Consider the following 23,349-nt stretch of genomic DNA (forward strand, 5'->3'; position numbering starts at 1 on the left):
GGTCAGGCCCCACAGGCACACCGCCAGGATCAGCGCACCGCCCCCGCCGGGTCCGTGCGCCGCGCGGTGCCCGCCGTGTGCGCTGCGCTGATCCTGGCGGTGTGCCTGTGGGGCCTGACCCGCGACGCCATGACCGTCGAGGTGGCCCAGCGCCTCGCCGCCCCTTCCTGGGACCGCCCCCTGGGCACCGACGCGGTCGGCCGCGACGTCCTGGCCCGGCTCGGGCACGGCGCACTGGCCACCGTGGGCACCGCGGCGCTGGTGTGCCTGGTCAGCTTGGCCGCGGCCCTGCTGATCGGGTTCGTTCCCGCGCTGTCGGCGGGCGCATCGGAGATGGCCAACGCCCTGCCCCCGGTGATCGCCGGAATCCTGGTGGCCGCCGTCGCCGGCCCCGGCCCACTCGGCGCCGCCGTGGCCGTGGCCCTGGTCTCCTGGCCCCCGCTGGCAGCGCACACCTCCGCGCTGGTCCAGGAGACGCGCGCGGCCGCCTACCTGACCGCGCAGCGGGCCCTGGGAGCCGGTCCCCGCTGGATCCTGGTCCGGCACGTGCTGCCCGCGGTCCTGGGGCCGGTGACCCGCCACGCCGTGCTGCGCCTGCCGGGGATCGCGCTGGCCATCGCCTCGCTCGGCTTCCTCGGCCTGGGCTCGCAGCCGCCCTCGGCTGAGTGGGGCCTGAGCCTGTCGGAGTCCCTGGCCTACGTGGAGCGCGCGCCCCTGGCGGCGCTGGCCCCGGCCGCCATGCTCCTGCTGCTGGCCGCGTTCGCCGTCTCCTCGTCCACGCTTCCCCAGGGCTCGTGGACACCCCCGTGGCGCCGGGGTCCCCGTCCGGCCGCGACCGCACCGCCCCCAGGGGCCCTGACGTGACCTTCGAAGAAGGCGGGCTCCTCCCCGCGGGCCGCGCGGGCGCGGCGGTCGGCGGCCCGACCCGGACGCGCGGCCGCCTCCGCCGCCCCGACGCGCGGGGCCCGGTCCCCCTCCACTCCGGCCCGAAGGCCGAACTCTCACCGGAAGGACGCAGATGAGCGACGAGGCACTGCTTTCGGTCCGCGACCTGCGGGTCACCCTGCCCGGGCTGCGAGGGGGCGGGGTCCGCGCCGTGCGCGGGCTCTCCTTCGACGTGCGCCCCGGCGAGGTGCTCGCGCTCGTGGGGGAGTCCGGGGCCGGGAAGTCGGTCACCGCCCGCGCCGTCCTGGGCATGGCGCCCCACGGCGCCTCCGTCACCGGAAGCGTCCGCCTGGACGGACGGGAGCTGGTCGGCGCACCGCCCGCCGTCCTGCGGCCCCTGCGCGGGCGGCGGATGTCCCTGGTGCCCCAGGACGCGCTCGCCGTGCTCAGCCCCGTGCACACCGTGGGCGCCCAGCTCGTACGCGCCCTGCGCTCCGTGCGTCGGATGGGCCGGGCCGCGGCGTGGGAGCGGGCGGTGGCCGCACTGGACCGGGTCGGCATCCCCGACGCCGCCCGACGCGCGCACGCCTACCCGCACGAGTTCTCCGGCGGCATGCGCCAGCGGGCGGTCATCGCGATGGCCACGGTCAACGAACCCGACCTGGTGTTCGCCGACGAGCCCACGACCGCCCTCGACCCCAGGATGCAGGCCCGGACGCTGGAACTGCTGTGCGGGCTGCGGGAGCGCAACGGCACCGCGCTCGTCCTGGTCACCCACGACCTGGGCGTCGTCGGCGGCTACGCCGACCGGGTGGCGGTCGTCTACGCCGGACGCCACGTCGAGTCGGGCCCGGTGGGGCCGGTCCTGACCCGGCCGCGCGCCCCCTACACCGCCGGCCTGGTCGCCGCGCTGCCCCGGCCCGGGACCGGGGACCGCCGCCTGCCCGCCATCGCCGGAACGCCCCCCTCACCGGAGGCGCTGCCCGGCGGCTGCGCCTTCGCGCCCCGCTGCCCGCTGGCGGAGGACCGGTGCCGCGCAGAGGAGCCCTCACCGGCTCCGGCGGGGGAGCCGGGCAGGCTGGTCTCGTGCCACCGCTGGCAGGACCTGCCCGACCCGGTGTCCTCCCTGTTCACGGACACCGCGCACACACCACGAGGAGGGACGCCATGACCACCCCACCGCTGTTGGGCGTACGCGATCTGGTGGTGCGCTACCCGGGCCGCACCCGGCGGTCCGCCCCGGTGACGGCCGTCGACGGCGTCTCCTTCGACGTCGGCGCGGGGGAGACGCTCGCCCTGGTCGGGGAGTCGGGGTGCGGCAAGTCCAGCACCGCCGCGGCCGTGATCGGACTGCGCCGCCCCCAAAGCGGGACGGTGCTCTTCGAGGGCCGGGAGCTGACCGCCATGGGCGAGAGGGAGCTGCGCGCCCTGCGCCCCGCGATCCAGCCGGTGTTCCAGGACCCCTACGGCTCGCTCAGCCCGCGCCTGCGCGTGCGCGACGCCGTCGCCGAACCCCTGCGCATCCACGGCCGCTGGGACCGCGCGACCGGTCCCGACCGGGTGGCCGGACTCCTGGAGAAGGTCGGACTGGACCCCGCGCACGGCGACCGGCTGCCGCACGAGCTCTCCGGCGGGCAGTGCCAGCGCGTGGGGATCGCCCGCGCGCTGGCCTGCGAGCCGCGCCTGCTGGTCCTGGACGAACCGGTGTCGGCCCTGGACTCCTCCGTGCGCGCCGGGGTGCTCAACCTGCTCACCGGTCTCCAGGACGAACTGGGACTGGGCTACCTGTTCATCTGCCACGACCTGGCGCTCGTCGGGCACGTGGCGCACCGCGCGGCGGTCATGCGCGCGGGACGGCTGGTGGAGACCGGTCCCGCCCACCGGGTGTGCTCCGACCCCGCCCACCCCTACACCCGCGAACTGGTGGAGGCGGTCCCGGCCCTCCCAGGCGGCTCCGGGGACCGGTCGCTGCCGAGCGTCCCGTGAGCCCGGCACGGCCGCCCCACAGGGACGGAATCGGGGCCGGGAGCGGGCACGGGAGTGGAAGCGGGCACGGGAGCGGTAGCGAGAGCGGGGACATGAGCGGGTCCGGGAACACGGCCGGGACCGGGCTCGGGAACAGGGGCGCCAGCCTCCTGTCCCGGACCACCGCCCGCCGGGCCGAGGCGCTGCGCGACGTGTACGGCCTGCCCGCGCTGCCCCTGCTGCTGATCGGCTCGCAGTTCGCGTTCAACGTCGGCTTCTTCGCGGTCCTGCCCTACCTCGCCGACCACCTCGGCGGCGCCCTGGGCCTGGCCGGGTGGCTGGTCGGCCTCGTGCTTGGCCTGCGCACCTTCAGCCAGCAGGGCCTGTTCGTGGTGGGCGGCACGCTCACCGACCGGTTCGGCGCGCGCCCGGTGGTGCTGGCGGGCTGCGCGCTGCGCGTGGCCGGGTTCTGCTGGCTCGGCTTCGCTCAGGGCACCGCTTCGGTCATCGCCTCGGTCCTGCTCATCGGCTTCGCCGCCGCGCTGTTCTCCCCGGCCGTGGAGACCGAGATCGTGCGCCAGGCCGTGCGGCACGAGCGGAGTACCGGTGAACCCCGCACCCGGATGCTCGCCCTGTTCTCCGTCGCGGGCCAGGCGGGAACCCTCGTCGGACCGCCGCTGGGCGTCCTGCTGCTGCTCGGCGGCTTCCGCGCCGCCTGCCTGGCCGGGGCCGCGGTCTTCGCCGCCGTGCTGGCCGGGCACCTGCGGCTGATGCCGCGCACGGCACCGGGCGCACCCGCGTCGGCCGACCGGGGGAGGCCGCGCCCGCGGGAGGGACTGCGGCTGCTGCTGGGCAACCGCAGGTTCCTGGCGCTGAGCCTGGCCTACAGCGGCTACCTGCTGGCCTACAACCAGCTCTACCTGGCCCTGCCAGCGGAGGTGGAGCGGGCGACCGGCTCCCAGACCGCGCTGGGCTGGCTGCTGGCCTGGGCGTCGCTGCTCTACATCGCCACGCAGGTGCCGATGCTGCGCTGGGCCTCCGCCCGTCTGACGCGGCGCGCGACGCTGGTGTGGGGGCTGGTGCTGATCTGCCTGGGCTTCGCCGGGGCCGCCGCGTCCATGCCGGTCGGCGCGCTTGACGGGCTCGTGCCCTCCGCTGTGTTCGTCACCGCGCTGACCCTGGGCCAGGTGCTCATCGTGCCCACGGTGCGGGCCTGGATCCCCGACCTGGTCGAGGACCGCCACCTGGGCCTGTTCACGGGCGCGCTGTCCTCGCTGTCGGGGCTGGTGGTGCTCCTGGGCAGTGTGCCCGCCGGGGCGCTGCTGGACCTGGGCGGGCCGCTGCCCTGGCTCCTGCTCGCCCTGGTGCCGCTCGCCGGAGCGGCGCTGGTCCCCGGCCGGGGCCGCCCCTGACCCCGTGGTCCGGCCGCGGCGCGGTGCCGCCCACGGGCCCGCGGCGGCTCATCTGGTCCCGGCGGCGCGGCCCGCCGTGGGCGGGTGCGCGCACCAGGGTGGGGAAGCGCTTTCCGTGTCGAGGGCAAGGACGGAAGGGTGAGAAGGCCCCTTGTGGTGCGCCTGTGGCGCGCGGTGCGCGAGCACCTGGGCGACGGCGTGCCGCTGATGGTGGACGCCAACCGGCAGTGGTCGCGCGCCGACGCCCAGCGCATGTGCCGGGCCTTCGAGGAGTTCGGGCTGTTCTGGACCGAGGAGCCGCTGGACGCCTACGACTTCGAGGGCCACGGACGCCTGGCCGCGGTGTTCGACACCCCCATCGCCACCGGGGAGATGCTCACCAGCGTCGCCGAGCACGCCGAGCTGATCCGGCACGGGGGCGCGGACATCGTCCGGCCCGACGCGCCCCGGATCGGCGGCATCACGCAGTTCCTCCAGGTCATGGCGATGGCCGACCGGCGCGACCTCCAGCTTGCCCCGCACTTCGCGATGGAGGTCCACATCCACCTGGCCGCCGCCTACCGGCACGAGCCGTGGGCGGAGCACTTCGAGTGGCTCGACCCCCTCTTCAACGAGCACCCGCAGATCTCGGGCGGGCGCATGCACCTCTCCGGCCGCCCCGGCCTGGGGGTGACCCCGAGCGACCAGGCACGCGCGTGGACGGTCGACACTCACCGGGTCGAGGCCTGACCGCGATGGTGCCCGGGCCGGGGCAGGCCCCGGCCCGGACCCAGGCCCGCGGGCGCCGCCCCGGGACACGGCGGCGTCCGCGCCGGAACCCGTGCGGCTGACCCGGTCCCGATCCCGCGGCACGGCGGAGCCGGGCACGGACCCTCCGGGACCGAGGACGAGGGGTAACGCGGGCACCGATACCCCGGCTCAGGGGTTTCCGCGCCGGACGACCTCCTCCAACAGCCGCACGGCGGTGCCCGCGCCGTCCTCGGCGCGCACCCGTTCGCCCAGGGTGCGCGCCCCTTCCGCGAGGGCGGGGTCACCGACCGCGCGGACCAGGGCCGAGGCCAGCGAGTCCACGGTCAGGCGCTGGCCCCGCAGCGGGGCGACGGCGGCCCCGGCCTCGTGGGCCCGCTGCGCCCAGAACGGCTGGTCACCCCAGAAGGGGCACCCGACCTGCGGTCTGCCCGAGGCGAGCGCGGCGCCGGTGGTCCCGGCGCCGCCGTGGTGCACGACCGCCGCACACCGTGGGAACAGCCGCTCGTGCGGGGCCCCGTCGATGACCACTACGTCGCCGCCGCCGGTTTCGGCGGTGATGCCGCCCCGGCCCGAGGCGACGACCGCGCGCACCCCCGCGCGGCGTACGGCTTCGCCCACCACGCGCCCGGTGGCCGCGGGGTCGGCGGTGGGCAGGCTGCTGAACCCGACGAACACCGGCGGCCTCCCGGCGTCCAGGAACGCCTCCAGCTCCGGGGAGGGCCGCCACTCCGTGTCCGGCGGCGGGAACCAGAAGCCGGTGGTGCTCACCCGGGGCGGATAGTGCGCCTGTGGCGGGAGCAGATGGCGGCTGAACGCCTGGAGCACGGTGGACGGGCTGCCGTCCGGCTGGCGCAGCGGGTCGTGGCGCCCGGCTCTCGGGGGCAGGCCCAGTGCTTCCCGGAACCCCTCGGCCACCGTGCGCTGTCCGCGCAGCGCGAGGGCGGCCAGCCGGTAGGTGAGCGGATTGAGGGCGGAGGGCATCCACCCCGGCCAGGGCACGCCGGGGGCGGGGAAGGCGCGGGTGGGCACCCAGGAGGGCTGCAGGGCCACCGGGACGGAGGGCGCGCCCAGGCGTTCGGCGAGGTGCCCTCCCGGCATGCCGGGGATGTGCACGACCACGTCCGCGTCCTCGTCGGCGAGCGCGGCCATGTCGTCGTAGACCCTGCGCATGAGCGGGGTGATCCTGCGCAGGAGGGCGGCGGCGTGCACGGCGCCGCGCGGCCCCCGCAGTCCGGTGTCCATCACGCCGTCCAACTCGGGGTCGCCCATGAGGGTGTTGGGGCCGTCGTCCACCGGGTGGTAGGCGACACCGTGCGCTGAGGCCAGCGGGGCGGCCGAGGCGGGGCCCGCGACCACAGCGGTGTGCCCGGCCGCGTCCAGGGCCCCGGCCAGGGCCAGGAAGGGCTGGACGTCTCCGCGGGTGCCGTGGGTGAGCAGGAGTGCGTGCACGTCGGTCATTCCTTCCGGGGGGTGAGACCCCGCGCGACGATGTCGATCAGCAGATCGAGGGTCTGGTGGTAGTGCTCCGGTGCCGCCAGCCGGTCGGCGTTCACCGGGAGGAGCAGGACGGCCTGGAGGACGCCGACGATGGCGGCCGGATGGGCGTCCACCAGTTCGCCCGTCCCGCGCCGGGCGTCCACGAACGCGCCCAGCGCGGCGGCGGGGTTGTCGGGGGAGGAGGCGGCGCGCAGCGGAGCCACCTTGCGCGCGACCGCGTCCATCTCCTCTGGGTGTGTCACGAGCCGCCCGTACAGGGGGTTGTCGGCCAACTCGTCCAGGCTGGCGCGCAGGAACCGCCGCAGCCCTTCCCGGGTGTCGTCCGTGCTGTTCAGGGCATCGTCGATGACGCGCTTCCTGACCTCGGCCGTCTGGCGCAGCATCAGCTCCAGGTAGAGGGCCTCCTTGGAGTCGAAGAAGGCGTAGAAGCTGCTCTTGGCGATACCGGCGGGCGCGACCAGTTCCTCCAGGGAGGTCTTGCGCAGCCCCCGTGTGGTGAACAGGGCGCGTCCGGACTCCAGCAGCAGATCGGTGATGCGTTCCTTCTCCTGTGCGGAGAACGCGGGTGGCACGGTGGTTCCTCCCTCGGTCGGCGGTGTCCGCCCGTGGTGCTTTGGGTCAGCGGTTCCGGTCAGGGCGCGGCGACCGGTGCGTGTCCGTCCTGTCTCCGGTGTCGGCGGCCGGTCAGGGACAGGGGGAGCGAACGCCAGCGTGCCACCGCCACCACGACCGCGGTGACCACCGCCATGGCCAGGCCCAGCGGCAACACGGTGGCCAGCCCGTCCGAGCCGGAGTTGGCGACGGTCCAGGCGATCTTGGCGGCCAGGCCTCCGTTGACGACGACCAGGCCCCAGCCCAGGGAGCGGTACCAGAACGCCGCGCACAGTGAGCCGAGCAGCGCGGGCACCAGCGGCAGGGTGGCCCAGGTGACCCAGGTGGGGTCCGTGAACAGTTCCTTCTCCATCTCCAGGACTCCGGCCATGGCCGGATCGATCTCCTCGGGCGCGGGGAACCAGAAGAAGCTGGAGAGCATGGCCACGACGGTCAGGGCCAGCGGCACGGGTCTGCGGGTCCAGCAGAAGTAGGCGATGGGCAGGAAGAACAGCGGTCGCACGTACCAGCTCAGCGGGTTGAGGTGGCGCGGCCAGGCCCAGGCGAGGAAATCGGTGAGCAGGTCCATGGGGGTTCCGTTCGACGAGTGCTTGAAACCATAAAAACACTTTGGATATTTGTTTTCAAGAGGACGGGTGCGCGTTCCCCGCCCGGGTGGGGGCCGACGACCGTCCGGGAACCGCCTCCGAGCGGTGAAGCGGACGCGGTCGCGTGTGCCGACGTCCCCGTACCGCTGCCGGGAAGGAGCCCGGACAACCGGTCCGCGGGGCCGGGCCCGGCCACCGGACCGCGGGCGCCGGTCCGGTGGCTGGGGAGGGGAACGGTCCGGCCGCCGCCGAAGCGGCGGCGGAACCCGGGGTCGGCGCCGAATCCCGGACGTGCGGGTGACACGGGCCGGGGAGCAAGGTAGAACAGCACGAGCGCCCCGAGAGCACCGGAGCCCGCCCGGCCGAGGACCCCGACGCCGCGGAACCCGGCGCGTCGTCCACAGCTCCGCCGCACACCACCGCGGGGGAGCGGGGCCGGTACCGACGAACGAGGAGCACGATCCTTGACCGACAACCCGTTCCTGTCCCCGAGCGAGCTTCCCTACCGGCTCCCCGACTTCGCCGCCGTCCGCGAGGAGCACTTCCTGCCCGCGTTCGACAAGGGCGTGGCCGAGCACCTCGCCGAGGTGGACGCGATCGTCCGCGACCCGCGGCCCCCGACCTTCGACAACACGATCGCCGCGCTGGAGCGCTCCGGCGCGCTCCTGGCCAGGGTGGAGACGGTTCTGCACACCCTGGCCGGGTCCGACGCCACCGACGGCATCGAGGAGATCGAGCGGGAGATCGCCCCGAGGGCCGCCCAGCACCGGGACGCCGTCTCGCTCAACCGGGAGCTGTGGGAGCGCGTGCGGCAGGTCACCGCCTCCGACCCGCAGGAGGCCTGGCTGCTGGAGCGGTACCGCCTCGACTTCGTCAAGGCGGGCGCCGACCTGGACGACGACCAGCAGGCCCGGCTGCGCGAGCTCAACGCCGAGCTCGCCGGGCTGAGCACCGAGTTCTCCCGCAACGTGGTCCGGGCCACCCGCGAGGCCTCCCTCGTCACCGGCGACGTCTCCGACCTCGACGGCCTCGACGAGGCCCGCATCAGCGCGATCGAGCGGGACGGGGAGTACGTCCTGCCCCTGCTCAACACCACCGTCCAGCCCGCGCTGGCACAGCTCACCGACCGGGCCACCCGCGAGCGGCTCTACACCCTGAGCGCCGAGCGAGCCCCCGAGAACCTCGACATCGCCGCGCGCATGGCCGTCCTGCGCGCCGAGCGGGCCGCGCTGCTCGGCTACCCCGACCACGCGGCCTACACCGTCGCCGACCAGACCGCCAGGACCGTCGACGCGGTCGAGGAGCGGCTCGGCCAGCTCGTCGGACCCGCCCGGCGCAACGTCGAGAAGGAGGCCCGGGCCCTGGCCGAGCACGCCGGGCACGACATCGAGCCCTGGGACTGGCCCTTCTACGCCGAGCGGCTGCGCAGGGAGCGCTACGACTTCGACGACAGCGTCCTGCGCCCCTACTTCGAACTCGGCAGGGTGGTCGAGGACGGCGTCTTCCACGCCGCCGCGCTGCTGTACGGGATCGCCTTCGCCGAGCGGCCCGACCTGCGCGGCTACCACGAGGACGTGCGGGTGTGGGAGGTGTTCGACCGGGACGGCTCGCCCCTGGGGCTGTTCCTGCTGGACCCCTACGCCAGGCCGACCAAGCGCGGCGGCGCGTGGATGCACAACCTGGTCGCCCAGTCCTTCCTGCTGGACGAGCGGCCGGTGGTGGTGAACAACCTCAACATCACCAAGCCCGCCTCGGGCCCCACCCTGCTCACCTTCGACGAGGTCGAGACGGCCTTCCACGAGTTCGGCCACGCCCTGCACGGGCTGCTGTCGGCCGTGCGTTTCCCGCGCGTGCAGGGCACGAGCGTGCCGCGCGACTTCGTGGAGTTCCCCTCCCAGGTCAACGAGATGTGGGCGACCTGGCCGGAGGTCCTGGCCAACTACGCCCGCCACCACGAGACCGGTGAGCCGGTGCCCGCCGAACTCGTGGATCGCCTGACGGCCGCCCGCCAGTTCAACCAGGGCTTCGCCACCTTCGAGTACCTGGCCGCCGCGCTCCTGGACTGGTCCTGGCACCGCCTGGCCCCGGGCGAGGCCGTGGAGGACCCGGCCTCCTTCGAGGCGCGCGCCCTGGAGGCCGCGGGGGTCCTGCACCCCCTGGTCCGTCCGCGCTACCGGTCGGCCTACTTCATGCACGTGTTCGCCAACGGCTACAGCGCGGGCTACTACTCCTACGTGTGGAGCGAGGTCCTGGACGCCGAGAGCGTGGAGTGGTTCACCGAGAACGGCGGCCCCACCAGGGAGGGCGGCGACCGCTTCCGGGAGAGGGTGCTGGCGGTGGGCGGCGGTGTGGACCCCATGGAGGCGGTCCGCGACTTCCTGGGCCGCGAGCCCCGCATGGAGCCCCTGCTGGTCCGCCGCGGGCTGGTCTGACCCGCGGCCGGGCACACCGTGAGGCGGTGTGCCCGGCCCCGCCGCCCGTACGGCCGGGCCCCGGGGAAGTCGGGGCCCGGCCGTACGGGCGGCGGGGGATCGACGCGCCCGCCGGGGCTGCACGCCCGGGAGGGTGTGCGCGCCCCGCGTCCACGAGCCCTACTCCTCGGCCTCCTCCCTGAGCAGCTCCGCGTAGGCCTCGGCGTCGAGCAGCCCGTCCACCGCCCCCGGGTCCGCGGGCCGGGCCCGGTAGAGCCAGCAGTCGTAGGGGTCGTCGTTGACCTGTTCGGGCTCCTCCGCGAGTTCGTCGTTGACCTCGACCACCTCGCACCCGAACGGCGCGTAGAACTCCGACACGGCCTTGACCGACTCCACCGTGCCCACCGCCTCCTCGGCGTCGAAGACCGTACCGACCGCGGGCAGCTCCAGGTAGACCACGTCGCCGAGCTGCCGTTGGGCGAAGTCGGTCAGTCCGACGGCGACCGTGTCACCGGACTCCCGGCGGACCCATTCGTGGGACGTGGTGTAGAGCAGGTCGCCCGGAATGCTGGCCATGGCAGAACCCTTCGTGTCTTCGCGTGTCCGAAGCGCGATCGCCGCTGTCGGGCGACCGGCAAGGCCAGTGTGCTGGACCGGCGGGCGCGCGGGGGCGCCTTTGGCGCAACCGGGTGAGGGGAGCCGGCCCGACGGCTTCCGTCACACGCCCCACGCGTGGTGCGGGCTGCCCCTGTGCCCGGTCCGTCCGGTTCGGGCCGCGTGCGCGTTGGGGAGGGGGCGGGCGCCCGCGGGTGGGCTACTCGGCGGTAACATCTTCGCCGGTCGCACCGAACGCACTGGAAGGCGTCAGATGAGCGAGGAACTCTCCGTCCGCCTCGACGGTCATGTCGCCGTCCTGGAGATCCACCGGCCGCCCAACAACCACTTCGACCACGCCCTCCTCAAGGAGCTGGCGGACACCGCCGAGGAGTTGGTCGCCACCGGCGACCGCCGCGCCCTCGTGCTGTGCTCGGAGGGCAAGAACTTCTGCGCCGGGGTGGACTTCGCGGCGGGCGGGGTCGGCGACACTCCGGTCCGGACCCTCAGCGCCGTCTACGGTGAGGCGCTGCGCCTGTTCGCCCTGCCTGTACCCGTGGTCGCCGCCGTCCAGGGCGCGGCCGTGGGCGGCGGCCTCGGCCTGGCCTGCGCGGCGGACTTCCGGGTGGCCGCGCCCTCCACCCGCTTCCACGCCAACTTCGGGCTCCTGGGCCTGCACCAGGGCTTCGGGCTGAGCGTGTCCCTGCCCGCGATCGTCGGCCGCCAGAGGGCCGCCGACATGTTCTACACCGCCCGCCGTGTGACCGGCACCGAGGCCCACGCCACCGGCCTGGCCGACCTGCTGGTGGACGAGGCCGCCCTGCGGTCGGCGGCCGTGGACCACGCCCACCGCATCGCCGCGTCCGCCCCGCTGACCGTGCGCTCGATGAAGGCCACGCTCCGCGCCGACCTGCTCGCCGCGCTGCCCGCCGCCCTGGACCGGGAGGTCGTGGAGCAGAACAAGCAGCTCGGTACCAAGGACCACGAGGCCGGGGTCAGCGCCTCCCTCGCCCGGGTCGGGCCCGTCTTCACCGGCGAGTAGCCGCGGCGGCCCCTGTCCCGCCGGCGGGAGACGGCCCGGCCCCGGCCCCGGTCGAGGACTCCGGATTCCCGGCCTCGCGGCGGCTTCCGGTCACTACACTGAGCGGACTCGGATCAGCGTGCGGACAGGGGGTCGCGATGGGCGCACCCGATGTGACGGCGTCCACCCAGTGGTGGCAGGGGCTCAACGCGGCCAAGGCCGCCTCCACCCCCGCCGACCGGGTCCGGGACCTGGTCAGGGAGCACCAGCGCTGGTACCCCAGGGCCGACGTGGCGCTGCTGAGCCGGGCCTACGCCGTGGCCGAGCACCTGCACAAGGAGCAGAGGCGCAAGAGCGGCGAGCCGTTCATCATCCACCCGGTCGCCGTGGCCGCCATCCTCGCCGAGATGGGTCTGGACACCGCGACGCTGGTCGCCGCACTCCTGCACGACACGGTGGAGGACACCCCGTTCAGCCTGGCCCACCTCGCGGCGGAGTTCGGCACCGAGGTCGGCGTCATGGTGGACGGCGTCACCAAGGTGGACCGGTCCATGTACGGCAGCGCGGCGGCGGGGGAGACCTTCCGCAAGATGGTGGTGGCCGCCCGCGACGACCTGCGGGTGCTGCTGATCAAGCTCGCGGACCGGCTCCACAACCTGCGCACCCTCCAGTTCCAGCCCCCGCACAAGCGCGTCAAGATCGCCCAGGGCACCCGGGAGCTCCTCATCCCCCTGGCGGAGCGGCTGGGCGTGTACCGGCTCAAGCGCGACCTGGAGGACCTGTGCTTCGAGTACCTGGAGGGTGAGGACTTCGAGCGGGTCAGCACCCGGGTGGCCCGGGTCCGCGAGAGCTCCGCCCACGAGGTGGACGCGCTGCGCGTCTCCCTGCGCGACGGCCTGGCCTCCTTCCGGGTCAAGGCGCGGGTGGAGGTGCGCCCGCGCCACCCGTACTCGGTGTTCACCTCCGGTACCGGCCTGACCGGCGACCCCGACCCCCTGGACACCGTCCGGTACGTGATCGTGGTCAAGGGCGACGAGCGCAACGCCTACCTGGCCCTGGGGGCGGTCCACGGCAGGTGGAAGCCCTACCCGGCCAAGTTCCGCGACTTCATCGCCACCCCCCGGTACAACCTGTACCGGGCGCTGCACACCACCGTCCTCACCGAGTCCGGCCGCCGGGTGCAGATCATCATCTGCGACTCCCACGCCCAGCAGGTCTCCGAGTACGGCATCATCGCCGACATCCGCCAGGCCACCGGCAGGGACGGCCGCCTGACCACCGAGCGCACCACCGACCCGGAGTGGCTGACCCGGCTGCTGGGGTGGCAGGAGCAGGCCTCGGCCGAGGAACTCCTGGAGGGCGTGCGCACGGACCTGGCCGACAGCATCACGGTGCTCACCGGGCAGGGCCAGGTCCTCACCCTCCCCGAGGGGGCCACACCGGTCGACGTGGCCTACGCGCTCGGCGCCGACACCGGCGACCGCTACTCGGCGGCGGCCATCGACGGTCGCCTGGTCGGCCCCGCGACCCGGGTCCGCGAGGGGGACACGGTGCACATCATCACCAAGTCCGTACCCGCCCCCGACCGGGGGTGGCTGGAGTCGGTCAGGACCGGCAGGGCGCGGGTCGCGATCGCCGCCTGGCACCGCACGCGCGCCCACGAGCGGGCGGAGCGGACCGGCCGGGAGCGGATGGTCGCCCTGGTGGGGGCGGACCGGCTCATCGAGGCCGAGTCGTCGGGGACGATGACCGGGGTGGCGCGCCGTTCGGGGTACCCGTCACTCGAAGAGCTCTACGTGGCCCTGGGATACGAGCAGGTCAGCTCCGAGGACGTGGCCGCGCTCCTTCCGGCCTCGGCCTGACACCGGCCCGGGCCGCGTCGGGCCCCCGTGGGCGGCGCCCGTGACAGGCGCCGCCCACGACGGCGTTCCCGGCGGCCGAAAGCGCAGGGGAAGAGCGCTCCCGGCCCCGGCCCCGCCGGACCCGCCCGGCGCCTTCGGCGCTTCCGACGGGCCCCGGGGGCGGACCCGGAGCCGCGCGGTCCGGGCCCGCGGGGCTCCGCTACGCCCGGTTCAGGCTCCGCTGGCGGCGCGCGGGCGGCCGACCGCGTAGCCGTACTGCTCGGGCCAGTGCGACTCCGCGCCCAACTCCTCCGCGGCGCGGTGGGCCCAGTAGGGCTCGCGCAGCAGCTGCCGTGCCAGGAACACCGCGTCGGCGCGGCCCGAGGCGACGATCTCCTCGGCCTGGGCGGGTTCGGTGATCGCCCCGACCGCGCCGGTGGGCAGGCCGGTGGCGCCGCGCACCCGCTCGGCGAAGGGCACCTGGTAGCCCGGGCCCACGGGGATGCGGGCGTCGGCGACCAGGCCGCCGGTGGACACGTCGAGCAGGTCCACGCCCCGGGACTGGAGCTCCTCGGCGAGCAGGACGGTGTCCTCGCCCGTCCAGCCCTCGCGCTCGTCGGTCTCGTCCTCCGACAGCCAGTCGGTGGCCGAGGTGCGGAAGAACACCGGCAGGTGCCCGGGCCACACCTCGCGCACGGCCTCGACGACCTCCAGCGCGAAGCGCATCCGGTTCCCGGGGCTGCCGCCGTACTCGTCGGTGCGGTGGTTGGTGGCGGGCGACAGGAAGGAGTGCAGCAGGTAACCGTGCGCGCCGTGCACCTCGACCACCTGGAAACCGGCGGCCAGCGCCCGCTCGGCCGAGTCCGCGAAGTCGCGGACCAGTTGCCGGATCCCGTCGGCGGTCAGCTCGGCCGGCGCGGCGTAGCCGGGGAAGGCCTCGGTGCCGGGGCCCACCGTCGGCCAGCCGCCCTCGGACTCGGGGACGGACCGTCCGCCCAGCCAGGGCTTGTCCGTCGAGGCCTTGCGCCCGGCGTGCGCGAGCTGGATGGCCGGGACCGCCCCGTGGGCGCTGATCGCGGCGGCCACGCGCGCGAAGGCCTCCTGCTGGCGGCTGTTCCACAGGCCGAGGTCCCAGGGGCTGATCCGCCCGTCGGGCCGCACTCCCGTGGCCTCGACCATGACCAGGCCGGTCCCGCCCGCGGCCCGGTCGGCCAGGTGCGAGAGGTGGAAGTCGGTCGGGGCTCCGGTGTCGGGTCCTTCGGAGGCGGCCGAGTACATGCACATCGGGGACATCCACACGCGGTTGGGGATCTCCAGCGACCTCAGCTTCAAGGGGGTGAACAGCGTGCTCAAGGGGTGCCCTTCCGTCTGCGGCAGGTGGTCGGCTTCCATCGGGGAGCGGGTCCGGCGCACGGCGGCCGGGCTCTAATACGATGGTTTTCGTACTACGATAAGCAACGTACTACGATGATTGTCAAACTACGACCGTCCTCGTACTTTGTGGTGGAAGTCGCACGGCGTACGGCACCGGAGGTCATGGCATGCCCGGCAGGGAACGAAGGACCGGAGGCGGACGCCGACTGGAGCACCCGCCCGCCGAGGAGATCCGGGTGGAGACGGTCATGCACGCCCTGGCCGACCCCGTGCGCCTGCGCATCGTGCGCGAACTGGCCCGGGGCCACGACGACATGGCCTGCATCGCCTTCGAACTGCCGGTGAGCAAGTCCACCTCCACCCACCACTTCCGCGTGCTGCGCGAGGCGGGCGTCATCCGCCAGTACTACGAGGGCACCTCGCGCATGAGCTGTCTGCGCCGGGAGGACCTCGGCGCGCGCATGCCGGGGCTCCTGGAGGCGGTCCTGCGGGCCGCGCGCATCGCCGAGGGCGACGGCGCCGCGAGCGGGCCCCCCGGGGAAGGGCCCCACGGTGCCTCCGCCGAGGTGGGCCCCTCCGGCCCGGCGTCCTGAGGCCGGGCCGGAAGGAGCCGGGAAAAGCTGCCACGGCCGGAGGGCCGGGCGGGGGAGGGCTCAGCCCGTGACGCGCCCCCGCGCCCGGGCGGAGCCGAGGGCGGCGCGCGCCGCCGAGGCCGCCTCCGCGTCGGCTGCGACCAGGTCCGCGTTGAGCGCTGCCCCCGCCTGGGCCCCCGACGCCGCCGCGACCGGGAGGTTCGCCATCACGTCGGCGACGTTGCCCGCGGCCCACACCCCCTCGACACCGGTGAACCCGCCCGCCTCCACGGCCAACTGCGAGCCCATCCCGGTCGGGTGCTCCGTCAACGCCAGCCCCAGGTCGGCCAGGAAGTCCGCACGGGCCGCGGACCGCGGCGCCACCGCCAGCGTCTGCACCGCGAACTCCCTGCCGGAGGCCAGGCGCACTCCCGCCAGCCGGTCCCGCTCGTCGACCTCCAGGCCGCGCACCTCGCCCTCGACCACCCCGACGCCCAGCGCGGCCAGCTGCTCCCACTGCTCGTCGTCCAGGTCGACGCCGGTGTGCGGGAACAGCGTCACCTCGGACGAGAGCTGACGGAACATCAGCGCCTGGTGGAACGACCCCGGCCCGGTCCCCAGTACACCGACGGCCGTGTCCCGCGCCTCCCAGCCGTGGCAGTACACGCAGTGCACCACGTCCCGCCCCCACAGCCGCGCGAGGCCGTGGACGTCGGGCAGCTCGTCCGCCAGCCCCGTGGTCAGCAGCAGCCGCCGGGCCACCGCGCGGCCCCCGTCCCCGGTGCTCACCACCAGGTTCCCGTCCTCCCGGCGCACGCCCGAGACGCGGCCGGACACGATCCGCCCGCCGTAGGAGGCGACCTCCTCCCGCCCCAGCCTGAGCAGTTCCAGCGGCGGAACCCCGTCCCGGGACAGCAGGCCGTGCACCCCGGCGGCTGGCGCGTTGCGCGGTTCCCCTGCGTCGACGACCAGCACCGAACGGCGGACCCGGGCCAGTGTCAGCGCGGCCGACAGGCCCGCCGCGCCGCCCCCGACCACCACGACGTCCCACGCCTTACCGGATGCCCGTACCAACTCGTTCTCGTCCATACCGCCACGATGCGGCCTCGGCGCCGCTCCGCCAAAGTCCTTTGCCGTTTCGGCAAAAACCCGGGCGGTCGCGGACGCCGCGCGCCGGACCGCTGGCTCAGTCCTCCTCCGGGGTGAGCAGCCCGCGCCGGAACCCCTCCGCCACGGCCGCCGCCCTGTCGTTGACGCCGAGCTTGCCGTACACGTGCAGCACGTGGGTCTTGACCGTGGCCTCACTGACGAACAGGCGTGCCGCGGCCTCCCGGTTCGTGGAGCCCCGGGCGATGAGGCGCAGGATCTGCAGTTCCCGGTCGCTCAGGGGCGTCGGAGGAGTCCGCACCCGCCCCAGCAGCCGGGCGGCCACGGCCGGGGAGAGCACGGACTCCCCGCGCGCGGCCATCCGGACGGCGCGTATGAGTTCCTCGGGCAGCGCGTCCTTGAGCAGGTAACCGGTCGCTCCGGCCTCGACCGCCGGGCCCACGTCGCCGTCGGTGGCGTAGGTGGTCAACACCAGGATCCGGGAGGGCACCCGCTCCTCGACCAGCCTCCGGATCGCCGCCACGCCGTCCATCCCCGGCATACGCAGGTCCATCAGGACGACATCGGGCTCCAGCGTCCGCGCCAGCTCGACGGCCCGCCAGCCCTCGCACGCCTCACCGACCACCTCGAAGCCCGGCTCGCCGTTGAACAAGCCGCGGATGCCGTCGCGGACCACGGGATGGTCGTCGGCGATCAGCAGCCGGACGGGGGAATCACTCACGGTGGGCCTCTCGTGCGAGGGCGGGGACGGACGCGCTGACAGCCGTCCCGGCGCCCGGTTCGGACTCGATCTCCAGGGTGCCCGCCACGCGGTCCAGGCGCTGCCGCATCGATGTCAGCCCGAAGCCTCCACCCGCGTCGGGGGGAAGGCCGTCCATGCCGGAACCACCGGCACCACCGGCACCACCGGCCGCGGCGGAACCACCCGGGTCCTCGGGGCCGTCGGCACCACCGACGCCGTCCCGGCCGAGGCGCGCGGGATCGAAACCGTTCCCGTCGTCGCGCACGTCGAGGGTGACCCTGTCCTCCATGTAGGACAGGGTCACACCCACCCGCCCCGCCCCGGCGTGCTTGGCCACGTTGTTCAGCGCCTCCTGCCCGGCCCGCAGCAACGCCGCCGCGACCTCCGCGCTCAGCGGTCCTGCCGTGCCGGTGACCGTGAACTCGGCGCGCACCCCGTGCAGCGCCGACCACTGCGCGGTGGCCTCGGCCAGCGCGCCGGACAGCGTCGCCTCCTCCAAGGGGGTCGGCCCCAGCGCATGCACGGACCTCCGGGCCTCGGCCAGGTTCTCCCGGGCCAGGCGCGTGGCGTTGGCGACCCGCGTGCGCCACACCGAGGGGTCCTTGTCGGCCTCCCGAGAACGCTCGGCGGCCTGGAGCTGGGCTATGACGCCCGCCAGTCCCTGGGCGAGGGTGTCGTGGATCTCCCGGGCCATGCGCTGGCGCTCGTCGTGCACCCCGGCCTCCCGCGCCTGGACGAGCAGCTGGGCGTGCAGGCCCTCGTTCTCCCGGATGGTCTCCCGCAGCCGCTCCACCATCCGCTCGCGTTCGGCGCTGCGCTCCGCCGTCACCTCGCCGAGGTGGCTGAACACGCTGACCACGACGACGATGGTGGAGGTGAACACGAGGTAGAGCAGCACCGAGGTCGCGTTCGGTTCGGGCGGACCGCCCATGTAGGCCGTGATGGAGACGGTGGCGGTGGCGGTAACCCCGACGTAGCGCCACGCGCCGCGCAGCAGCCACCAGGAGTGGATGTAGCCGGTGAAGGCGAAGAACCCCGCGAACCAGGTGCTGTGCGCGCTCAGCACCGCGATGAGCGCCACCAGACAGGTGAGGTAGGCGCCCATGGCGACCGGGCCGGACACCCGGCCGGGGAACAGGCCCGTCGCCACCCACATCAGGGCCGCGGCGAACCCGGCCAGGGCCAGCGTCTCCAGGCGTTCGCCCCGGGTCCCGTCCCCGGTGAGCAGCGCCAGGACCGTGGAGACGAGCAGCAGGAGGTGGGGCACGGCCGCGGTGAGGCGGCGCACCCGCTCCTCACGCGCGCCCAGGTGGCGCTCAGGTGGCGTCTGCATGCTCACTCCCAGCGGAAGGTCCTGGCGGCGACGAGGCCGAGGACCACGGCGTACGCGGCCATCGCGGCCAGCAACGGGGGTTGGAGGGCCGCACCGGCCCAGACATCGTGGAAGCTCTGCCTCACCGCGCCGAGGGGAGTGTACCCACCGATGCGGGACACGACGGGGGGCAGTTGGTCCGCGGGCTGCATGAGCCCGCCCAGGTAGGCCAGGGGAAAGTACAGCAGCACGCCCGCGCCGTTGGCTGATCGCCCGTTCGGCGCGAGGGAGGCGATGAGCAGGCCGACGGCGAAGACGGCGGCCGTGCCCAGGAGGAAGACGACCAGGAACGGCGCCACCCTGGGCATGTGCGCGCCGAGGACGCCCACTCCCACGCCGACGAGCGAACCGGCCGTTACCACGATGAGCGCGAACTGCAGGAGCAGTTGCACGGCGAGCATGTTCCCCGGGCCCACGGGCGTCGTGGAGAGCCTGCGCAGGATGCCCCGCTCCCGGTATGTGGCCAGGGAGGTGGGCAGCATGTACAGGCCCACCAGCCCGATCGCGACCGTCAGCGCCAACGGCACCAGGACGGTGTCGCCCTCGGAGATCGAACCGCCGAAGACCACGAGGATGAACAGGGGTATGAGCAGGCTGAAGACGGCTCCGGGCTCGCGTGTGAGCAGCTTGGTCTCGACGGTGGTGAGCTTGACGAGGGTGTTCATGGGATGCGGTGTCCTCGGTGCGGTGCTGGAGGGGACGGGGGTCGTACGTCGCCGGAGGCCTGGCTCAGGCGTGCGGGGAGCGGCCGGTCAGGGCGAGGAAGGCGTCGTCCAGGGTGAGTCTGTCGATGCGCAGGTCCGAGACGAGGACGTGCTCGCGGGCCAGAGCGGCGGTGACCGCCGTGGCGAAGTCGCCCCTGCCGGCCACCACGACCTGGTCCCCGGTGAGCGTCACGCGGGACACTCCCGGCAGACCGCCCAGCAGCTCGTCCGCCCCGATGCCCTCCCGGCCCGTCAGGCGAAAGCGCATGCTGTGTTCGGCGGCCACGCCCTCGATCAGGCCGGCCGGGCTGTCGAGCGCCACGACGCCGCCCCGGTCCAGGACCGCGACCCGGTCGCACAGCTCCTCCGCCTCGTCCATGAGGTGGCTGACCAGCACCACGGTCACTCCGTTGGCGCGTACCCGCTTGACCAGTTCCCACGTGGCCCTGCGCGCCTGCGGGTCGAGTCCGGTGGTGAGCTCGTCCAGGAAGGCCACGCGGGGATCGCCCACCAGGGCCAGGGCGATGAACAGCCGCTGCTTCTGGCCGCCGGAGAGCCTGCCGAAGCGCGCGTCGCGCTTGTCGGCCAGGCCCCACTCCTCCAGCAGTTCCCGCCAGTCGCGCGGCCGGGCGTAGAAGGAGGCGTACAGGTCCAGGGCCTCCCAGACCCTGATGTTCTCGGGGAGTTGGGTGTGCTGGAGTTGCACGCCGATGCGCTGGCGCAGCTCCCGGCCCTGCCGGAACGGGTCGAATCCGAGGACGCGGACCCTCCCGGAGTCGGGGCGGCGCAGCCCCTCCACGCACTCCACCGCGGTGGTCTTGCCCGCGCCGTTGGGGCCCAGGATTCCGAAGACCTCGCCCTCCTCCACGGAGAAGGACACGCGGTCCAGGGCGGTGTGGCCGCCGTAGCCCTTGCTGAGGTCGGTGACGTCGATGACTGCCATGCCCTCAACCCTGGTCCGCGGGCGCTCGCCTCGTATCGCCCGCGCGGCCACGGTCCGGCGCCGATGCTGCGGACCCCGGGGGTCAACCGAACGGTGGACGCCGTGCTGGACCGCTCGGATGGCGGGCGGCCGGGCGAACGTGCGACGGGTTCGGGTCCTCGTGCGTCGGGGAGCGTCTCGGTCCCGTCCGCGACCACGTGCGCAGTGCCCTCTTCGGCCAGTGGCGCCGGGCCTCCGGAAGCAGCGGATCAGGTCGCGCGAAAGGCCCCGCCGGGTGTTTCCGCGCGCGGGGGCGCACCGTGCCCGAAGGCGCGCCGCGCACGTCCGTGAACGCCCGCGAGCCGCGGGAGGGCGCCCCGTCGGGGACGGCGGAGCGGGCGCGAAACTGTACCGGATGTAAGGTAAATTTCGGGCCATGGGCTCACATCAGACGCACGCGACGGCCATGACGGCGACACGCCGGTGGCTGCTGCTGGTGACCGTGGCGGCCGGACTGCTGCTCGTCACCGTGGACAACACGATCCTGTACACCGCCCTGCCGACCCTCACCGCTCAACTGGGGGCGACCGGCGCGCAGAGCCTGTGGATCATCAACGCCTACCCGGTCGTCATGGCCGGTCTGCTGCTGGGCAGCGGCACGCTGGGCGACCGGATCGGCCACGTGCGCATGTTCGTGGTCGGGCTGGTGGTCTTCGGCCTGGCCTCGCTGGTCGCCGCCTTCTCGCCGACGGCCTGGGTCCTCATCGCCTCGCGCGCGCTGCTGGCGGTGGGCGCGGCGGCGATGATGCCCGCCACCCTGGCGCTGATCAGGATCGCCTTCCCGATCGAACGCGAACGCAACATCGCCATCGCCGTCTGGGGCAGCGTCTCGGTGGTCGGCGCCGCGCTGGGGCCGATCGTGGGCGGGGTCCTGCTGGAGTTCTTCTGGTGGGGCTCGGTCTTCCTCCTCAACGTGCCCGTGGTCGTCGCTGCCCTGGTCGCGACCGCGCTGATCGCGCCGCCCAACGTCCCCGACCCCGGCAAGCACTGGGACCTGGTCTCCTCGCTCCAGGCCATGGCCGGGCTGGTCGCCTCGGTGCTGGCGATCAAGGAACTGGCGCACACGCCGCCGCGCTGGCCGCTCTTCGGCGTCGCCGTGGTCGTGGCCGTGGTGGCCTTCGCCCTGTTCACGCGCCGCCAGCGCCGCCTGGAGGACCCGCTGCTGGACTTCGCGGTCTTCCGCAACCCCGCCTTCACCTCCGGCGTGCTGGCCGCGGCGTTCTCGATGTTCGCCATCGGCGGCATCCAGCTCGTCACCACCCAGCGCTTCCAGCTCGTCGTGGGCTTCACGCCGCTGGAGGCCGGGCTGCTGGTGGCCGCCGTGGCGGCGGGTTCGCTTCCGACCGCGCTGCTGGGCGGCGCGTTCCTGCACCGGACCGGCCTGCTGCCACTGATCGCGGGAGGGCTCGCCGCGGGTGTTGCGGGCGTGGCCGTCTCGGTCCTGGGATTCCAGGCGGGCATCGGCTGGGTCGTCGCGGGACTGCTGCTGACCGGCGCCGGACTGGGCGCGGCGATGTCGGTGGCCTCCACGGCGATCATCGGCAACGCGCCCGCCAGCCGCGCCGGGATGGCCTCCTCGGTGGAGGAGGTCTCCTACGAGTTCGGCAACCTGACCGCTGTGGCGCTGATGGGCAGCCTGGTCACCTTCGTCTACGCGGCCGCCGTCCAACTGCCGCAGGGCGCCCCGGCCGCCGCCGGGAGGAGCCTGGCCGACGCCCTGGCCTCGGCCGGGGGCGACGGCGCGGTGGTCGCCGCGGCCCACGACGCCTTCGACACCGGTTACCTCGTGGTCATGATCGTGGTCGCGGCGGTCCTGGCGTGCGGCGCGGCCCTCACCTGGCGGCTGCTGCGCCACCATGGTCCCGGCACGTCCTCGTCGGCGTACGCGGACCACTGACCCCGGGGGAGAGCATGCGCAAGAGCAACCGGACACAGATCCTGGACGCGGCCTTCCGCGTCGTCCAGCGCGACGGCGTCACGGCCCTGACCTACGAGTCGGTGGCGTCCGAGACGGGTCTGACCAAGGGCGGGCTGCTCTACCACTTCCCCTCGCGCGAGGCCCTGCTCCAAGCCCTGCACGAACACCTGGCCCAGGGGTGGGACGACCACCTGGCGGAGGCCGCCGGGAGGAGCGCGGACCGGTCCACGTCCCGCGAGCGCCTGGCGGCCTACGCCCGCGTGGCCGCGCACAGCTCCACGCGCGCCGAGCTGCTGCTCCTGCTGGAGACCGCGAACGAACCGGCCACCCGCGCCCCATGGGACGAGGTGATGAGGCGCTGGACGCCCGAGCCTTCCCCCGGTCCGCTGACGCCGCAGGAGATGGAACTGTTCGTGCTGCGCCTGGCCGCGGACGGCCTGTGGCTGTACGAGTCGCTGTCCAGCGGCACGCTTTCTCCCCCGACGCGCCGCCAGGTCGCCGAGCACCTGGCCCGCGCCATCGCGCCCGAACGGGACCGGGACGCGGAGCCGGAACGCGACGTACCGGCGCCGGGTCCGGACACCGGGGCCCGATGACCGGGGCCGGGGCCTCCCCGGCCACGTGGACAGCGACCCCGGGCAGGGGACCGGCCCGCACCGCCACCCCTACACCGAGACGTGGACCGCCCTGGAGGGCGAGGCCGTGTTCGCCGTAGGCGATCGCGGGCTCACCGCCGCGGCGGGCGACACCCTGTTCGTCCAGCCCGGGGTCTGGCGCGGTTTCACCAACACGGGTAAGGGACGGCTGCGCGTGATGTGCGTGCACGCCTTCGACACCATGGTCCAGGAGTGGAAGGACTGACCCCGGCCGGATCACGCGCGCCGCCGGGACCCGGGCCCAACGGCATATCCGTCATAAACGGACAAAAGTGAATCTACGCCGTAAAGGAGCGGCTTTTCAGCCAGAACCAACGGCGTAAAACGGGATCACGAGGTCAGGCAGC

Annotated in this window: 21 protein-coding genes and 1 pseudogene; 12 read left to right on the forward strand and 10 right to left on the reverse strand. The window is 74.2% G+C overall.

Going from position 1 to position 23,349, the window contains the following annotated elements; translation table 11 throughout:
* The 5 genes and pseudogenes from ABD54_RS07600 to ABD54_RS07620 all read left to right on the forward strand — a co-directional run.
* A partial coding sequence (locus ABD54_RS07600; protein ID WP_047868712.1) for an ABC transporter permease occupies positions 1 to 864 on the forward strand: 864 nt, incomplete at its 5' end.
* A 154-nt stretch (positions 865 to 1,018) separates the two neighbouring features.
* Positions 1,019 to 2,056 carry an ABC transporter ATP-binding protein gene (locus ABD54_RS07605; RefSeq protein WP_047868713.1) on the forward strand — a complete coding sequence of 346 codons (1,038 nt, stop codon included), beginning with the start codon at positions 1,019 to 1,021 and terminating at the stop codon, positions 2,054 to 2,056.
* Positions 2,053 to 2,871, forward strand: a complete 819-nt coding sequence (locus ABD54_RS07610; RefSeq protein ID WP_047868714.1) for an ATP-binding cassette domain-containing protein — start codon at positions 2,053 to 2,055, stop codon at positions 2,869 to 2,871. Before ABD54_RS07605 ends, ABD54_RS07610 begins: the two co-directional genes overlap by 4 nt.
* 92 nt (positions 2,872 to 2,963) lie before the next feature.
* Complete coding sequence (locus tag ABD54_RS07615) at positions 2,964 to 4,262, forward strand: MFS transporter (RefSeq protein WP_235432006.1); 1,299 nt, start codon at positions 2,964 to 2,966, stop codon at positions 4,260 to 4,262.
* Positions 4,263 to 4,418: 156 nt separating this feature from the next.
* Positions 4,419 to 4,991: pseudogene (locus ABD54_RS07620) on the forward strand (enolase C-terminal domain-like protein); the annotation flags it as partial.
* Between the two features lie 189 nt (positions 4,992 to 5,180).
* On the opposite strand, the gene ABD54_RS07625 reads toward ABD54_RS07620, so the two are convergent.
* The 3 genes from ABD54_RS07625 to ABD54_RS07635 are packed head-to-tail and all read right to left on the reverse strand — an operon-like array spanning position 5,181 to position 7,689.
* Positions 5,181 to 6,470 carry a glycosyltransferase gene (locus tag ABD54_RS07625; RefSeq protein WP_053063556.1) on the reverse strand — a complete coding sequence of 430 codons (1,290 nt, stop codon included), beginning with the start codon at positions 6,468 to 6,470 and terminating at the stop codon, positions 5,181 to 5,183.
* Entirely contained in the window at positions 6,467 to 7,081 is a 615-nt protein-coding gene (locus ABD54_RS07630; RefSeq protein WP_047868715.1) for a TetR/AcrR family transcriptional regulator, read from the reverse strand. The genes ABD54_RS07625 and ABD54_RS07630 overlap by 4 nt, the downstream gene beginning before the upstream one ends.
* A 59-nt stretch (positions 7,082 to 7,140) precedes the next feature.
* Positions 7,141 to 7,689, reverse strand: coding sequence for a hypothetical protein (locus ABD54_RS07635; protein WP_053063557.1), 549 nt, complete (start codon positions 7,687 to 7,689; stop codon positions 7,141 to 7,143).
* Positions 7,690 to 8,172: 483 nt separating this feature from the next.
* Here ABD54_RS07635 and ABD54_RS07640 point away from each other — a divergent pair, with 483 nt between their 5' ends.
* A complete protein-coding gene (locus ABD54_RS07640) occupies positions 8,173 to 10,140 on the forward strand; it encodes a M3 family metallopeptidase (protein ID WP_047868716.1) in 1,968 nt (655 codons plus the stop codon).
* Positions 10,141 to 10,299: 159 nt separating this feature from the next.
* On the opposite strand, the gene gcvH is transcribed toward ABD54_RS07640, so the two are convergent.
* Positions 10,300 to 10,695 carry a glycine cleavage system protein GcvH gene (gene gcvH / locus ABD54_RS07645; protein ID WP_047868717.1) on the reverse strand — a complete coding sequence of 132 codons (396 nt, stop codon included), beginning with the start codon at positions 10,693 to 10,695 and terminating at the stop codon, positions 10,300 to 10,302.
* Between the two features lie 292 nt (positions 10,696 to 10,987).
* On the opposite strand from gcvH, the gene ABD54_RS07650 reads away from it, so the two are divergent.
* Together ABD54_RS07650 and ABD54_RS07655 are read left to right on the forward strand one after the other, a co-directional pair.
* Positions 10,988 to 11,755 carry an enoyl-CoA hydratase/isomerase family protein gene (locus tag ABD54_RS07650; RefSeq protein WP_047868718.1) on the forward strand — a complete coding sequence of 256 codons (768 nt, stop codon included), beginning with the start codon at positions 10,988 to 10,990 and terminating at the stop codon, positions 11,753 to 11,755.
* A gap of 137 nt (positions 11,756 to 11,892) precedes the next feature.
* Entirely contained in the window at positions 11,893 to 13,596 is a 1,704-nt protein-coding gene (locus ABD54_RS07655) for a bifunctional (p)ppGpp synthetase/guanosine-3',5'-bis(diphosphate) 3'-pyrophosphohydrolase (protein WP_047868719.1), read from the forward strand.
* Positions 13,597 to 13,806: 210 nt separating this feature from the next.
* Here the strand turns inward: ABD54_RS07655 and ABD54_RS07660 are convergent, their stop codons facing one another.
* A complete protein-coding gene (locus ABD54_RS07660) occupies positions 13,807 to 14,928 on the reverse strand; it encodes an NADH:flavin oxidoreductase/NADH oxidase (protein ID WP_047868746.1) in 1,122 nt (373 codons plus the stop codon).
* Between the two features lie 188 nt (positions 14,929 to 15,116).
* Between ABD54_RS07660 and ABD54_RS07665 the strand changes: the two genes are divergently transcribed.
* Complete coding sequence (locus tag ABD54_RS07665) at positions 15,117 to 15,542, forward strand: helix-turn-helix transcriptional regulator (protein ID WP_047868720.1); 426 nt, start codon at positions 15,117 to 15,119, stop codon at positions 15,540 to 15,542.
* Positions 15,543 to 15,602: 60 nt separating this feature from the next.
* On the opposite strand, the gene ABD54_RS07670 is transcribed toward ABD54_RS07665, so the two are convergent.
* The 5 genes from ABD54_RS07670 to ABD54_RS07690 all read right to left on the reverse strand — a co-directional run bounded on the left by ABD54_RS07670 (position 15,603) and on the right by ABD54_RS07690 (position 20,389).
* Complete coding sequence (locus ABD54_RS07670; protein WP_047868721.1) at positions 15,603 to 16,610, reverse strand: NAD(P)/FAD-dependent oxidoreductase; 1,008 nt, start codon at positions 16,608 to 16,610, stop codon at positions 15,603 to 15,605.
* A gap of 97 nt (positions 16,611 to 16,707) precedes the next feature.
* Positions 16,708 to 17,349 (reverse strand): response regulator transcription factor, encoded by a 642-nt coding sequence (locus ABD54_RS07675; RefSeq protein WP_047868722.1) that lies wholly within the window; start codon positions 17,347 to 17,349, stop codon positions 16,708 to 16,710.
* Positions 17,342 to 18,703, reverse strand: coding sequence for a sensor histidine kinase (locus tag ABD54_RS07680; protein WP_047868723.1), 1,362 nt, complete (start codon positions 18,701 to 18,703; stop codon positions 17,342 to 17,344). Before ABD54_RS07680 ends, ABD54_RS07675 begins: the two co-directional genes overlap by 8 nt.
* A gap of 2 nt (positions 18,704 to 18,705) precedes the next feature.
* Positions 18,706 to 19,407, reverse strand: coding sequence for an ABC transporter permease (locus ABD54_RS07685; RefSeq protein ID WP_047868724.1), 702 nt, complete (start codon positions 19,405 to 19,407; stop codon positions 18,706 to 18,708).
* Between the two features lie 64 nt (positions 19,408 to 19,471).
* The gene (locus ABD54_RS07690) at positions 19,472 to 20,389 is read right to left on the reverse strand and encodes an ABC transporter ATP-binding protein (RefSeq protein ID WP_047868725.1); all 918 of its coding nucleotides are present in this window, start codon (positions 20,387 to 20,389) and stop codon (positions 19,472 to 19,474) included.
* 445 nt (positions 20,390 to 20,834) lie between these two features.
* Between ABD54_RS07690 and ABD54_RS07695 the strand changes: the two genes are divergently transcribed.
* From ABD54_RS07695 to ABD54_RS07705, 3 genes are read left to right on the forward strand one after another with little or no spacing between them, the layout of a single operon-like run.
* The gene (locus tag ABD54_RS07695) at positions 20,835 to 22,325 is read left to right on the forward strand and encodes an MFS transporter (protein ID WP_047868726.1); all 1,491 of its coding nucleotides are present in this window, start codon (positions 20,835 to 20,837) and stop codon (positions 22,323 to 22,325) included.
* Positions 22,326 to 22,339: 14 nt separating this feature from the next.
* Positions 22,340 to 22,942, forward strand: coding sequence for a TetR/AcrR family transcriptional regulator (locus ABD54_RS07700; RefSeq protein WP_047868727.1), 603 nt, complete (start codon positions 22,340 to 22,342; stop codon positions 22,940 to 22,942).
* A gap of 25 nt (positions 22,943 to 22,967) precedes the next feature.
* Positions 22,968 to 23,207 carry a cupin domain-containing protein gene (locus ABD54_RS07705; protein ID WP_082166731.1) on the forward strand — a complete coding sequence of 80 codons (240 nt, stop codon included), beginning with the start codon at positions 22,968 to 22,970 and terminating at the stop codon, positions 23,205 to 23,207.
* Positions 23,208 to 23,349: the final 142 nt, after the last annotated feature.

The organism is Nocardiopsis sp. RV163, from assembly GCF_001029525.1.
In the GTDB taxonomy this organism is placed as follows: domain Bacteria; phylum Actinomycetota; class Actinomycetes; order Streptosporangiales; family Streptosporangiaceae; genus Nocardiopsis; species Nocardiopsis dassonvillei.

Coding starts and splice junctions, on each gene's coding strand:
- ABD54_RS07605 (WP_047868713.1), top strand. CDS start 1,019: ATGAGCGACGAGGCACTGCTTTCGGTCCGCGACCTGCGGGTCACCCTG.
- ABD54_RS07670 (WP_047868721.1), bottom strand. CDS start 16,610: ATGGACGAGAACGAGTTGGTACGGGCATCCGGTAAGGCGTGGGACGTC.
- ABD54_RS07680 (WP_047868723.1), bottom strand. CDS start 18,703: ATGCAGACGCCACCTGAGCGCCACCTGGGCGCGCGTGAGGAGCGGGTG.
- ABD54_RS07615 (WP_235432006.1), top strand. CDS start 2,964: ATGAGCGGGTCCGGGAACACGGCCGGGACCGGGCTCGGGAACAGGGGC.
- ABD54_RS07695 (WP_047868726.1), top strand. CDS start 20,835: ATGACGGCGACACGCCGGTGGCTGCTGCTGGTGACCGTGGCGGCCGGA.
- ABD54_RS07635 (WP_053063557.1), bottom strand. CDS start 7,689: ATGGACCTGCTCACCGATTTCCTCGCCTGGGCCTGGCCGCGCCACCTC.
- ABD54_RS07625 (WP_053063556.1), bottom strand. CDS start 6,470: ATGACCGACGTGCACGCACTCCTGCTCACCCACGGCACCCGCGGAGAC.
- gcvH (WP_047868717.1), bottom strand. CDS start 10,695: ATGGCCAGCATTCCGGGCGACCTGCTCTACACCACGTCCCACGAATGG.
- ABD54_RS07700 (WP_047868727.1), top strand. CDS start 22,340: ATGCGCAAGAGCAACCGGACACAGATCCTGGACGCGGCCTTCCGCGTC.
- ABD54_RS07610 (WP_047868714.1), top strand. CDS start 2,053: ATGACCACCCCACCGCTGTTGGGCGTACGCGATCTGGTGGTGCGCTAC.
- ABD54_RS07685 (WP_047868724.1), bottom strand. CDS start 19,407: ATGAACACCCTCGTCAAGCTCACCACCGTCGAGACCAAGCTGCTCACA.
- ABD54_RS07650 (WP_047868718.1), top strand. CDS start 10,988: ATGAGCGAGGAACTCTCCGTCCGCCTCGACGGTCATGTCGCCGTCCTG.
- ABD54_RS07690 (WP_047868725.1), bottom strand. CDS start 20,389: ATGGCAGTCATCGACGTCACCGACCTCAGCAAGGGCTACGGCGGCCAC.
- ABD54_RS07665 (WP_047868720.1), top strand. CDS start 15,117: ATGCCCGGCAGGGAACGAAGGACCGGAGGCGGACGCCGACTGGAGCAC.
- ABD54_RS07655 (WP_047868719.1), top strand. CDS start 11,893: ATGGGCGCACCCGATGTGACGGCGTCCACCCAGTGGTGGCAGGGGCTC.